This is a genomic window from Pseudomonadota bacterium, from assembly GCA_039818985.1.
Lineage (GTDB): Bacteria > Pseudomonadota > Alphaproteobacteria > Sphingomonadales > Sphingomonadaceae > Alterisphingorhabdus.
Genome location: JBCBSU010000001.1, coordinates 1,174,302 through 1,187,780, shown reverse-complemented (window position 1 = coordinate 1,187,780; position 13,479 = coordinate 1,174,302). Strand labels below are relative to the sequence as shown.

Annotated in this window: 9 protein-coding genes and 1 tRNA gene; 5 read left to right on the top strand and 5 right to left on the bottom strand. The window is 59.3% G+C overall.

Annotated features, from left to right (window positions below; all coding sequences use genetic code 11):
• The first annotated feature begins 2 nt into the window (after window positions 1–2).
• Window positions 3–209 (top strand): DUF2842 domain-containing protein, encoded by a 207-nt coding sequence (locus tag AAFX04_05630; protein MEO1044901.1) that lies wholly within the window; start codon window positions 3–5, stop codon window positions 207–209.
• Window positions 210–303: 94 nt separating this feature from the next.
• Here the strand turns inward: AAFX04_05630 and AAFX04_05625 are convergent.
• Together AAFX04_05625 and AAFX04_05620 are read right to left on the bottom strand one after the other, a co-directional pair.
• Window positions 304–380: transfer RNA gene (locus tag AAFX04_05625), tRNA-Asp, on the bottom strand.
• Window positions 381–437: 57 nt separating this feature from the next.
• Window positions 438–1,634, bottom strand: coding sequence for an AI-2E family transporter (locus AAFX04_05620; GenBank protein ID MEO1044900.1), 1,197 nt, complete (start codon window positions 1,632–1,634; stop codon window positions 438–440).
• Window positions 1,635–1,860: 226 nt separating this feature from the next.
• On the opposite strand from AAFX04_05620, the gene AAFX04_05615 reads away from it, so the two are divergent.
• The 4 genes from AAFX04_05615 (at window position 1,861) to AAFX04_05600 (ending at window position 9,692) form a co-directional block, all read left to right on the top strand.
• Complete coding sequence (locus AAFX04_05615) at window positions 1,861–2,877, top strand: hypothetical protein (protein ID MEO1044899.1); 1,017 nt, start codon at window positions 1,861–1,863, stop codon at window positions 2,875–2,877.
• Window positions 2,877–3,368 carry a hypothetical protein gene (locus AAFX04_05610; protein ID MEO1044898.1) on the top strand — a complete coding sequence of 164 codons (492 nt, stop codon included), beginning with the start codon at window positions 2,877–2,879 and terminating at the stop codon, window positions 3,366–3,368. Before AAFX04_05615 ends, AAFX04_05610 begins: the two co-directional genes overlap by 1 nt.
• 52 nt (window positions 3,369–3,420) lie before the next feature.
• On the top strand, window positions 3,421–4,536 hold the full coding sequence (locus AAFX04_05605) for a hypothetical protein (protein ID MEO1044897.1): 1,116 nt from the start codon (window positions 3,421–3,423) through the stop codon (window positions 4,534–4,536).
• A 62-nt stretch (window positions 4,537–4,598) separates the two neighbouring features.
• Window positions 4,599–9,692: a hypothetical protein gene (locus tag AAFX04_05600; protein MEO1044896.1), complete on the top strand. Its 5,094-nt coding sequence runs from the start codon at window positions 4,599–4,601 to the stop codon at window positions 9,690–9,692.
• Here AAFX04_05600 and AAFX04_05595 read toward each other — a convergent pair whose 3' ends face one another.
• From AAFX04_05595 to AAFX04_05585, 3 genes are all read right to left on the bottom strand, one after another.
• Window positions 9,693–10,964 (bottom strand): dihydrolipoamide acetyltransferase family protein, encoded by a 1,272-nt coding sequence (locus tag AAFX04_05595; GenBank protein MEO1044895.1) that lies wholly within the window; start codon window positions 10,962–10,964, stop codon window positions 9,693–9,695.
• A gap of 5 nt (window positions 10,965–10,969) precedes the next feature.
• Complete coding sequence (locus AAFX04_05590; protein ID MEO1044894.1) at window positions 10,970–11,974, bottom strand: alpha-ketoacid dehydrogenase subunit beta; 1,005 nt, start codon at window positions 11,972–11,974, stop codon at window positions 10,970–10,972.
• Window positions 11,975–12,057: 83 nt separating this feature from the next.
• Window positions 12,058–13,350 carry a 3-methyl-2-oxobutanoate dehydrogenase (2-methylpropanoyl-transferring) subunit alpha gene (locus AAFX04_05585; GenBank protein ID MEO1044893.1) on the bottom strand — a complete coding sequence of 431 codons (1,293 nt, stop codon included), beginning with the start codon at window positions 13,348–13,350 and terminating at the stop codon, window positions 12,058–12,060.
• Between the last annotated feature and the right edge of the window lie 129 nt (window positions 13,351–13,479).

Here is a 13,479-nt window from a genome sequence, read left to right as displayed (position 1 = left end):
ATATGAAACCGACATTGCGCAAACCCATGGGCATCATCGCGATTCTGCTGATCATCGCGGTCTGGGCGGTGATCGTGATCAACATCGCCGATGGCATTGTCGGCTGGCCGGTATTGCTGCAAATGCTGTTCTATCTTGTCGCCGGGATCATCTGGGTGTTTCCGGTGCGGCCAATCCTGACCTGGATGGAAACCGGGCGCTTCAGCTAAACGCGTACACTATTGCCGCGAGCAGCATGCGGGTTTGTATCACATTATTTTATAACGATTATCGGCAAGAAAAAGCGCACACTTTATGATTAAGTGGCGCGAGTGACGGGACTTGAACCCGCGACCTCCGGCGTGACAGGCCGGCGCTCTAACCAACTGAGCTACACCCGCATATGTCCGTGACATCTGCACTGGAAGCGCGGCAGTTAAAGGAGGCGGTCCGGCCTGTCAACTCTCCTGCACGACTTTTCCCGATGGCGTGGCATTTTCCTTGCGGGCGACATTGCCGGGCGGTGCGCCGGGTGGACTTGGCGGTGACTGCCCCCGTGTCAAAGTACCGGATTCGAACAGGAAACCGGCAATATCGGGCTTGCCGGCAGCAGCGATGATGGTCTGGATGATAATCAGCAGTGGCACTGCCAGCAAGGCCCCCAAAGTGCCCCAGATCCAGCTCCAGAAGCTCAGAGAAATCAGAATCAGCAGCGGATTCATTGTCAGTCGCCGACCCAGAATCATCGGCGTCACCAGATTGGCCTCGACGGTGTGAAAGGTGATCTGGATAAGCGCCGGCAGGAGCGCAAAGGTCAGGTCGTTAAAGGTCATCAACCCGCCCAGCGCCAGCATGACTGCAGCCAGAACCGGCCCGAGATAGGGGATGAAATTGAGCAAAGCGACGATACCGCCCCACATTGCCGGCGATTCCATGCCGATGAGATAGAGTACGAAGCCAACCGATATCCCAAGCAATATGTTGATGAAGGTGATTGTCATCAGATAGGCTGAAGTGGCCGACACCACATTCTGGATCACCCGCGCCGTCGCCATCGCCCCGGTAAAGCTGCCTCGGCTGTTGATCGCACCGGTGCGCAATCGGGTCCATCCAGACAGGAAAAAGAAGATCACCAGCAATGCAAATACCATCTGGATGCCAACCGCCGGGGCTGAGCTGATGAAAACATCGATCAGTGAGGTCGGAGAATCGGTGGTCACCTTCTGCACCTCTGCCACCGCTTCGGTACGCACCAGGCGCAAGGTCTCGTCGAGATAACGCTGCGCATCGGAATAAAAGTCGATCAATGGTCGCAAATTGCTGGTTATCTGCGGGATACGCTCGGGCAGGTTGACGAACCAGGCAGTCGCCGGAACGATGATCAGCGCCAGCGCGCCATTGGCCATCACCAGAAAGGCGATGACGCACATAAACGCTGCCAGCGGCGACGGTACACGCCGCCGTTCCAGCCATTCGAGCAACGGCACCAGCGCGATAGACAGCACGATAGCGACGGTCAGCGGCAGGAAGAACTCTGCCCCCGCCATCAGCGCAAAGGGCGCGCCGAGCAATAGCGCGGTGCCGCCAATCATGGCAACCGAGGCGAGCAGCCGATTGCGCTCGTCCGATGATGGCGAAGAAGAGTTGTCGTCCATAGCCAATATCTAACCTAACTGGCGGGCATTGCCAATTTGCCAGTGTTTTACCGCCGGCCCTCAAATGTTAAGTATGTTTACATTTGTATCTTCTGAATATCTATATTTTTCAGTGCTATAGCGATTTCCCCCTTAAGCCAGATTGGTGCGGTGCAGTTAACCGTTTTTTGTAGTTTTTTTGTCATAAGGCCCACGAACGCATCCAGAATTGGGGCTTATGATGCATGTGAAGACCATTATTTGTGCGCCAAAAGCACGTCTTTTCGCGGCCATGCTGGCCAGCGGACTGGCGATCGCCACGGCGACGCCGGCGCTGGCCCAGGCCACCGCACCGCAGGCGGGAACGCTGGCCGGCACGCCGATCGAAAACACCGCAACCGCCAGCTATGACGGTCCGGGCGGTCGCATCGAGGAAGACTCGAACACCGTGACCATCATCGTCGACGAGATTCTCGACGTCGATGTTGAATCTGCCGATCCCGGCGACGTAGCGACCCAACCCGAGGCGGAGAACCAGGTTCTCAGCTACACTGTGACCAATAACGGCAACGGTAACGAGGCTTTCACCCTCACCGCCGACACCGCGCGTCCCGGTGATGATTTCGACACCACGCTGGTTCAGATCGTTCTCGATACCGATGGAAACGGCACCTATGACCCTGGCGTCGACGAAATTTACGCGCCAGGCACCAATGATCCGCTGCTGGCACCCGATGAAAACATCACCGTCTTCATCATCAGCAACATTCCCGCCGATCCAGTCGACGGCAACCGGGCCGAAGTCACACTGACCGCCGAGGCGGTTACCGGTACCGGCGCACCGGGTACATCTTTTGACGGCGCGGGCGATGGCGGCGGCGATGCCGTTGTCGGCACCACCGGCGCCGATGACGACGATGCCGGCTTCTTCATCATCCAGGCTGCAACTGTAGCATTGCAGAAATCGGCGGTGGTTGCCGATCCGTTCGGCGGCGCAACCGTCGTTCCCGGCTCGATCATCACCTATTCGCTGGTGGCAACGACGACAGGCAGCGGCACCGTCGCCAATCTGGTGGTTGCCGACCCGATTCCCGCCAGCACCAGCTATCAGCCGGAAAGCATCACCCTGGAAGGCGCTTCGCTGACCGACACCGATACCGATGGTGATGGTGGCGAATTCGATGGCACGGCGATCATCGTCAATCTCGGTGATGTTCCCGGTGACCAGACCCGGACAATCACATTTCAGGTGGAGGTCGAGTAATGCCAAATCCTGTCAAGAATCTGATAAAGAGCGCTTTTCTTGGCTTTGCTACACTGCTCGGCACGATTGCCGCGCCAGCGTCGGCAAACAGTGCGATTGAACTGGAAAGCCAAGTCTTTGTCGAGCGCATCATTGACCAGGGGGACAGCAAGGCCGTCAGGCTGGAAGAACCGGATCAGGTTCTGCCCGGCGACCAGCTGATCTTCATCCTGCGCTATCGCAATATCAGCGATGCGCCGGTCACCGATTTCGTCATCACCAACCCGCTGCCACAGGCGGTTGCTTTCCGCGAGACGCTGGATGGCACCGAACAGGTATCGGTCGATGGCGGCAACAGCTGGGGGCGTTTGCAAAACTTGCGAATAGCCACAGCGGACGGGGGGTACAGGCCCGCTACGGTGGACGATGTTACCCATGTCCGATGGAGTATTTTACGAGAAATAACAAAAGGTAGTGAAGGGAAGTTAACCTTCCGTGGCATAGTAAGATAGCCGCGGAATTTCGCTCCTTGGGGAAGGGGTGAAATAAAAACAGGAGACCAGAATGAACAGGAAATTGCGCTTTACTGCGGCCGTTTCCGCCATAGCTATGGCGGGGGGTATCAGTATGCCGGCCTTTGCACAGGATACGGCTGCCGGTACCGATATTACCAACAATGTGACTGTGTCCTATCAGGTCGGCGGTGTCGACCAGAGCGACGAGACAGCATCCGACACCTTTGTCGTCGACCGCAAAATCGATCTTACGGTTGCGGCATCGGACTCGGTCACCACCACGGTTGCGCCGGGCCAGGTCAATGATGACCTGACAAACAACCCGCCGCTGCTGACCTATGTCGTCACCAATGACTCCAACGCCACGCTCGACTTTCAGTTGGGCGCAGCCAACCGCGGCAACGGTGCCGCACCCAATGGCGGCACGGACAATACCGACGTCACCGACCTGCAGATCTTCGTCGATACCGACGGCAACAATATCTTCGATCCCGCAGTCGACACTGCAACATTCATCGAAGATCTGGCCCAGGATGCCAGCGTTACCGTATTCGTGGTTGCGGATATCGGTAGTGGTGAAGTGACCGGCAATGTGGCTTCGGTCACGCTGACGGCGACTGCGCGTGAAACTGCCGCCGGAACCGGCAGCATTGGCGCCGCACTGACCGAGGATCTTGGGTCCGCCGACGATCCGACTGCAGTCGACACAGTCTTTGCCGACAGTGCCGGCGATACCGATGGCAATCGTGACGCTGCGTTCAGCGCCGCCGATGACTTCACTGTCGCTGCCGCCGATATCACGGTTCGCAAGATCAGCACGGTCATTGAAGATCCGTTCAACGGCACCAGCAACCCGAAAGCCATTCCGGGTGCAACGGTGGAATATTGCATCGTTGTCGGCAACGCTGCGGGAGCAGGTGCTGCTCCGGCGACCGGCGTGACCATTGTCGACGAGGTTCCGGCCAACACCACCTTTGTAGCAGGCTCAATCCTGCTCAATGGCACGGTTGCAGGCACCTTCCCGGGCACCAATCCGGGCGATTTCACCTGTAATGGTGACGGATCGGCCGGTGGCAGCTTCGATGGTACCGATGTGACCGGCACCATCGCCAGCGTTGCAGCCGGTGATGAACGTACCCTCGTCTTCCGTGTCACCGTGGACTGAGGATTAAGGTAACAGGGATGGTCAGAGGAGCTTTTGCCTACTGACCATCCCCTCCTGTTCAGATGAAACTGCTAACCACCCTTGTTAAGCCCTTCGCTCTCGCGATTGCTGGCTTGGGCCTCGCTTTGCCATCAACGCAGGCAACGGCCCAGACCATCAGCAATGTCGCGTCGGTAGAATGGGATGGACCGAATGGCCGCATCAGGCAGCCTTCGAACAGGGTGGATTTCGACATCAGTGCACCACCGGGCAATGGCGGCCCGGTAACCATTACCGTTTTCCAGTTTGACGACCCGCCGGGTGGCGGAACACAGGCAAATCTGCCGCAGACCCAGTGCCGGACCGCCAATGGTAGCATCCCTATAGCGCTTCGCGGCCCATTTGCCGATATGGACACCAGCCCGGCATCGCTCGGCTCGCGCACCGGCATCACGCCGAATGAACCGATGGTCATCGCCATCAGTTCGCCGGATCACAATGTCGATCCCGATGCCGTGGATGTGTTCGATATTGCGCTGGTGACGCCCGAAGGCGACCGCGAGATCATCTCCGCAACGGAAACCGCCCCGGATAGCGGCGAATTCCTGTCGGTAATCAACACCATCGCTATTCCTCCCGCGCTGATCCGTGAAAATTGCGTGCTCTCGCTTGCACCCGGTACTCAGCTTGGCATCGAGATTTTCGACGATGGTATCGACACATTGCTTGGCACCGCCGATGTCGAGGTGCTGATCGATCCCTTCGGTATCGTCTTCGACAGTGCCGACGGCACTCCGGTCTCCGGTGCGCGCGTGACGCTGGTCGATGCCGATAGCGGGCAACCGGCGGAAGTCTTCGGCAATGACGGGGTTTCGGCCTTCCCCTCGACAATCATTACCGGATCGACCGTTACCGACAGCGGCGGCACCGTCTATGATTTCGGCCCGGGTTTCTATCGCTTCCCGCTGGCGAGGCCTGGCAATTACAGGGTCATTGTCGACCCACCTGATCCGTTCAGCTGGACCTCGGAGCGAACGCCTGAGCAGATTGCCCCGCTGCGGCGCCCGGACGGAGACCCTTTCACCATTGTGGAAGGGTCTTATGGCGGTATCATAACGCTGTCCGATCCCGACCCGGTGCGGATCGACATTCCGGTCGACCAGCCCGCGGTGCCGATCAGCCTGACCAAGACAGTGTCGGCGGCTTTGGCAGTGCCCGGCGATGTGCTGCAATATCGCATCACCGTCAGAAACAGCGATGCCCAGCGATCTACCGGTGTTGTTACCATCAGCGATGAGCTGCCCAATGCGCTGCGGCTGCGCGCCGATACCATCCGCTATAATGGCGAACGTGTGAGCGCCGATATCGCTGCTGATGGTCGCCGCTTCGCGGTCACCGTACCAGCGCTTGGCCCAAGGGAAAGCGGGCTGCTGACCTATCTGACCGAGGTCCGGCCCGATGCCCTGCCCGGCGATATCGTCAACCAGGCAACCGCCACCGACAATCTCGGCGCGGTCAGCGGCATTGCCGAGGCCTTTACCCGCATCGCGCGCGATACCATTGGCGACCGTTTCACCATTACCGGGCGTATTACCGATGGCGCCTGTACCATTGATCCACGCGGCGCCAACGGCATTGCGGGCGTCCGGGTGATGATGGAGGATGGCCGTTTCGCCATTACCGATCAGGATGGCCGCTATCATTTTGAAGGCGTATTGCCAGGACTCCATGTCGTGCAGGTCGATCCGTCGACCTTCCCGCTCGACATGGCGCCTGTCGATTGCGCCCGGAACACCCGCAGCGCGGGCAGCGCCATTTCGCGCTTTGTCGAAGGCCGGGGCGGCAGCCTGAAACGCGCCGACTTCCGTGCCCGCCAAACGGCGCCACGCGAGGCACCACAGGCTGTCACACCAGCAACCGCGCGCCCCAAAGTGCTTACCGATCAGCAGGCCGCTGGCACCGATCGTGACTGGTTTGCCGGTCAGGAAGCCGGCATTGGCTGGCTGTTCCCCGCGATTGACCACAATCCGCGCTCCAAGGGCCTGCGCGTTGCGATCAAGCATATGGCGGGCCAGACCGTCGAGCTCAGCATCAACGGCAAGGTGGTCGACCTGCTGTCGTTCGATGGCACACGCAAAAGCCCCGATGGCCGCTGGGGCGTGAGCCTGTGGCGCGGCATCGAACTGGATGACCGTACCAATGTGCTGCGCGCAAGGGTGCTCAATGCCGGTGGCAAGGTTGTCGAGGAACTGACCCGCGAAGTGCATTATTCCGCCAGCCCGCTCAATGTCGAGTTTCTCAAGGACCGGTCGGTACTGGTTGCCGACGGTATCACACGTCCGGTCATCGCTGTGCGGCTGACCGACCGCGACGGCAAGCCGGTACGTCATGGCGTAGTCGGCGATTTTGCGGTTCCAGCCCCCTATCAGCCTGCCATCGAGGTCGATGCACAACAAGCACAGCAGCTTTCGGGGCTCGAACGCGCACGCCCGGTATGGCGGGTCGAGGGCGATGACGGCATCGCCTATATCGAACTGGCACCGACCACAGCATCGGGTACGGTATCGGTCGATTTCAATTTTCAGGATGGTGAAGTCTCGCGGCCGCAGCGTATCGAGACCTGGCTTGATCCGGGCGAACGCCCATGGACCGTCGTCGGTTTTGCCGCAGGTACCGTCGGGTTCAATACGCTGGACAGCCGCCTCGAGGCATTGGCCGATGATGAGGACAGCATCAATCTCGACGGTCGGGTCGCGCTTTACGCCAAAGGCCGGATATTGGGTAAATGGTTGCTCACTCTTGCCTATGACAGCGACAAGGAACGCGATGAGACCGAGTTTGGCGGTGTTATCGATCCACGCAGCTATTACACCATCTATGCCGACCGGTCGGAACAGCGCTTCGACGCTGCTAGCCTGCGCCGGCTGTATATCCGGCTGGAGCGACCGCAATTCTATGCTCTGTTCGGCGATTATGAAACCGGTCTCGGAGAATCGCAGCTTTCCCGCTATCAGCGCTCGTTCAACGGGGTGAAGGCGGAATATCGCTCGGATCAGGTCTCGGCGACTGTTTTCGGTGCCGACACGCCATTCCGCTTCCGCCGCGAGGAAATTCAGGGCAATGGCCTGACCGGTCCCTATGCCCTGTCGGCACGTGATATCATCATCAATTCCGAACGCGTCACACTGCAGATCCGCGACCGTTTCCGTTCCGACCGCATCGTCGATGAGCGCCAGCTGACGCGGCATATCGATTACGATATTGACTATATCGCCGGTACACTGCGCTTCCGCGAGCCGATATTGAGCCGGATCAACCTCGATCCGCAGTTCATCATCGCCGAATATGAGGTTGATGGTGTTGGTCAGCGCGCGATGAATGCCGGTGGCCGGGTCAGCTGGCGCAGCAAGGACCAGAAACTGCAGGTCGCCGCCACCGCCATCCATGACGAAACGGCGGACAGTAATACCGATCTTGGCGGTGTTGACCTGCGCTATCGCCCGAACCTCAAGACCGAACTGCGCGCCGAATTTGCCGTGACCGACGGCACCAGCGATGTCGCCAGTGGCCGCCCCGATGCCGGTACCGCGACGGCCTGGCTGGTCGAAGCCGAGCATCACGGCAAGGATTTCGATATTCTCGCCTATGTCCGCCGCCAGTCGAACAATTTTGGCCTGGGTCAGCAAAATGCCGTCGAAAGCGGCACCCGCAAATTCGGACTGGACAGCCGTTATCGCTTCACCAAGGAAATCAGCCTGGCCGTTACCGCTTATCAGGAAGACTTTCTGGTTTCCGGCGCCCGTCGCCGTGCTGGCAGCGCCGAGCTGGAATATCGCGCCAACAGGACCTCTCTGCGCGCCGGTATCACCCATGCCGAGGATCGTTTTACCGATGGCCGCATCAACCGTTCGACCATCGCCACGCTGGGCGGGTCGCAGCGGCTGTTCGACAACAAGCTCGAGCTCGACGCGCAAACGTCCTTCGCCATTGGCGGTCAGGATGAAAGTGTCGACTTCCCGGCGCGGCACAGCTTTGGCGCGCGCTATGCCATCACCAAGGATGTCCGCATTCTCGGCAGCTATGAGATTACCGACGGTGCCACTTTCGACGCCCAGACCGCACGGGTCGGCTTCGAGATCACGCCCTGGGCAGGTGGCCGCATCCTCGCCACCGCCAATCAGCAGGATATTGCCGAATTCGGGCCGCGCAGCTTTGCCGCCTACGGTTTTGCCCAGTCATTGAAGCTGAGCGAGAAATGGACTGTCGATTTCTCGCTCGACGGCAACCAGACCTTCAATGGCGATATCGACCCCGCCAATGTCATCAACCCGCTGCAACCAGTGGCCAATGGCGGCTTCCTGGCAGCCAATGGCGCGCTGACCGAAGATTTCATCGCGGTGACAGCCGGAGCGACCTATCGCAACAAGGACTGGAGCTGGGCCAGCCGCGCCGAATATCGCGCCGGCGATCTGGGTGACCGTTATGGTGTCACCAGCGCGGTGCTCAAACAGACCGGCAATGGCAGCAATATTGGCGGCCTGTTCAGCTATTTCCGGGCCGAAGCCGATGGTGGCCCGCAAACCGATACTATCGAGGGTGAGCTGAGCTGGGCCCATCGGCCGGACAACAGCCGCTGGTCATTCCTCGAAAAGATCGAATTCCGCGAGGACAGCGTGCGCGATGCTGTTGCCGGACAGGCCGGACCGGTTGGCGGCGCACTGTTGATGGTCAATGGCGATGTTACCTCGCGCCGTGTGATCAACAGCCTGAGCATCAACTATACCCCGATCGACAATAATCGCGGCGCCTTTATCGAGCGCGGAGAATACGGCTTCTTCTGGGGCACGCGCTATGTCTTTGATCGCTTCGGACCGGATGATGTCGAAGGCTGGAGCAATGTCGTCGGTGCCGATTTCCGCTTTGACCTCAGCGACACCATCGATGCCGGTGCTGCCGGCACCGTGCGTATCGGCACCGATGCCGACAGCATCGCCTGGGCCGGCGGCCCGACGGTCGGCATCACGCCCTTTGAAAACGGTTATATTTCGGTTGGTTACAATTTTGTCGGCTTTGAGGATCGCGACTTTGAAGACAGTCGTTATACCCGGAGCGGTCCGTTCATTACCTTCCGCCTGAAATTTGACCAACAGAGTCTGGGTGGACTTTTGGGCCGCTAATCAATCGGCAAAGATAAACACCGGCGTTTCAATCCGGCGCTTCAGATCCTGAACGAAGCTGGCCGCATCATAGCCATCGACCACACGATGGTCGCAAGAGATGGAGAGATTCATCATCTTGCGGATGGTGATCTCGCTATCGATTACAACAGGACGTTCAACGATCTTGTTCGGCCCGATAATCGCGACTTCCGGGCGATTGATAACCGGCGTCGTGCTGATACCGCCCAACGGCCCCAGCGAGGTCAAGGTTAGCGTCCCTCCGGACAATTCATCACTACGCGCTTTACCGGTGCGCGCGGCTTCAGCGAGACGGGCAATTTCGCTCGCCATATCCCATATGGTCATGCTCTCGGCACCACGCAACACCGGCACCATCAGGCCGGCATCGGTCTGCGTTGCGATGCCAAGATGCACCGCGCCGGAACGGGTAACGACATTGGCCTCGTCATCATAACGCGCATTGAGCATCGGATAGTCGCGCAGGGTGCGGCAGATCGCTGTAATCAGCAGCGGCAGTGCGGTTAGCTTGGGCCTGTCGCCACGATTGCCGTTCATGTCGGCGCGCATCGCTTCCATCCCGGTCACGTCAATCTCTTCGACATAGGTGAAATGCGGGATATTGCGCTTCGATTCCGCCATGTTCTGGGCAATCCGCTTGCGCATACCGATGACTTTCAGTGCCTCATCGGGCTTACGACCACCATGCGCGGCGCCGCCGCCATAGCTCAGAAACGCATCGAGATCGGCATGACGGATACGGCCATCGGCCTGGGGTTTGACCCGTGCAAGATTGACACCCAGTTCACGCGCCCGCTTGCGCACTGCGGGCGATGCCTGAACCCTGGCCTCTTCCGGCACGGTTTCGACCTGTGCTGGGGCTGGGACTGGGGCTGGTGCAGGAGCCGGTGCGGCGGGTGCAGGTGCCGGGACTGACGCAGGTGCTGGTACATCCTCTGCCTCGGGTGCAACCGGCGGTGCTTCCGCCACGGCCTCTTCGGCCTTTTGCGCCGCATCATCCGGGAGATCGCCCTCGACCTCGATTTCCACCAGCATGCCGCCAATGGCGATCACATCACCAACCTCTCCGGCTACCGCGACCACCTTGCCGCTCACCGGGGACTCGATCTCGACCGTTGCCTTGTCGGTCATCATATCGGCGATCTGGTCGTCCTCGGACACCGTATCGCCAATCTTCACATGCCAGCCGACAATCTCGGCTTCGGCAATGCCCTCGCCGATATCGGGAAGGTTATAGATGAATTTCGCCATGATGGTCAGTCCTTCAGGATAGTCTCGATCGCTTCGCCAATACGGATCGGGCCCGGGAAATAAGCCCATTCTAGCGAATGCGGATAGGGCGTGTCGAAGCCGGTGACGCGTTCGATCGGGGCTTCGAGGTGGTAGAAGCAGCGCTCCTGCACCAGCGCCGACAGTTCCGCCCCAAAGCCGCTGGTGCGGGTGGCTTCATGGATGATCATGCAACGACCCGTCTTTTTGATCGATTGCTCGATGGCCTCGATATCCAGCGGCACCAGCGTGCGCAGGTCGATAATCTCGGCATCCACGCCCTGATGCTCGACAACGGCCCGAGCGACATGCACCATGGTGCCATAGGCCAGAATGGTGAAATCCTGACCCTCGCGCACGATCTTCGCCTTGCCGAGATCGATACGATAATAATCCTCAGGCACCAGCGAGTCCGGATGCTTCGACCAGGGCTGGACCGGGCGGTCGTAAAAGCCGTCAAACGGTCCGTTATAAATGCGCTTGGGCTCGAAAAAGATCACCGGATCATTGTCTTCGATCGCAGCAATCAACAGACCCTTGGCGTCATAAGGGCTGGATGGAATGACCGTTTTCAAACCCGCAACATGGGTGAACAGGCTTTCCGGTGACTGGCTGTGCGTCTGGCCACCAAAGATGCCGCCGCCAAAGGGAGAGCGCACCGTCATCGGCGAGATAAATTCACCCGCCGAGCGATAGCGCAGCCGCGCCGCCTCGGAGATCAGCTGGTCGATACCGGGATAGATATAATCGGCAAACTGGATTTCCGGCACCGGACGCAGGCCATAGGCGCCCATCCCCACGGCGGCACCGATAATGCCGCATTCACTGATCGGTGTGTCGAATACCCGGGTCAGGCCATGCTTTTCCTGCAAACCGGCGGTGCAGCGGAACACGCCGCCAAAATAGCCGATATCCTCGCCCATCAGGATCACATTAGGGTCACGCTCGAGCATGATATCGAGAGCGTTGTTGATCGCCTCAATCATGTTCATGCGCTTTTCCGCTGGCTGGGTGCTGTCGCCTGCCTGTTCGGGCTCTGCGGTTTTTGCTGCGCTGTCCTGTGCATCCATATCGCTTACTCCGGCCACTTTTTGGCCCGTTCGCGGTTGGCCTGTTCGCTCTGCTCTTTGAGGTGCCAGGGAAGATCCTCGAACACATCCTGGAACATCGTCTCGAACGGCTGGTGCAGACCATGGCCCAATATGCCGTTCTTCTCGGCTTCCTTGGTCGCGGCCTTCACCTCATTGGCGAGGCGTTCATCCATTGCCGCATGGCGCTGTTCATCCCACTCGCCAAGCCCGATGAGATGTTGTTTCAGCCGGTTAATCGGGTCACCGAGCGGCCATTCCTTGCTCTCGTCAGCGCTGCGATAAGCGGAAGGATCGTCCGAGGTGCTGTGGCCTTCAGCGCGATAGGTGAAATATTCGATCAGCGTCGGCCCCTGATTGGTACGCGCGCGCTCGGCAGCCCATTGCGTAGCGGCATAGACCGCCAGAGCATCATTGCCGTCGACGCGCAGTCCGGCAATGCCATAGCCGACAGCGCGCGCGGCAAAGGTCGTGCGTTCTGCCCCCGCAAAGCCGGAAAAGCTGGAAATCGCCCATTGGTTATTGACGACCTTGAGGATCACCGGCGCGTTATAGACCGAGGCGAAGGTGACCGCGCTGTGGAAATCACCCTCTGCTGTAGACCCCTCTCCGCACCAGGTCGCGGCGATACGGTTGTCGCTCTTGATCGCACTTGCCATTGCCCAACCCACGGCCTGCGGATATTGCGTCGCAAGATTGCCCGAAATAGTGAAAAAACTGTGCTCGCGCGAGCAGTACATGATCGGCAGCTGACGGCCCTTCAGCTTATCGCCCTTGTTCGAGTAGATCTGGTTGATCATCTCGACCAGCGAATAATCGCGCGCGATCAGCACGCCCTGCTGGCGGTAGCTGGGGAACACCATGTCATCAAAGGCCAGCGCAAAGGCGGCGCAAACAGACGTCGCCTCCTCACCGCGGCATTTCATGTAGAAGCTGGTCTTGCCCTGGCGCTGAGCCCGGAACAGCCGCTCGTCAAAGGCACGGACCAGCGCCATTTTCTCGAGCATCGCGATCAGTATATCGGGCTTCAGCTTCGGGTCCCATGGCCCGACCGCCTTGCCCTTATCATCAAGCACCCGCACCAGATCATAGACCATGTCGCGCATATCGGCGGGATCGGCGGCGGTGTCGGGTCGCGGCTGCTTGCCAGCTGCGGGAATGGCGAGGTTGCTGTAATCCACCGCATCACCGGGGCGAAATTTCGGCTCGGGAACATGCAGCGACAGAGGCGGCAGGTTCGGCTTTGCGCCCGCCGGTGCATTATGATCGTGGTCAGCCATGCCCTCTCCTGCAAAAAGATGCCCGGCGTCTGGCGCGCCTGGTGCAATGCCGTGGGAATATGATGTCGCGCAATATATTGCGCATTGCTGTCATAATATTAGGTTTCGCTTTTTAGGGCAATAGTTCTG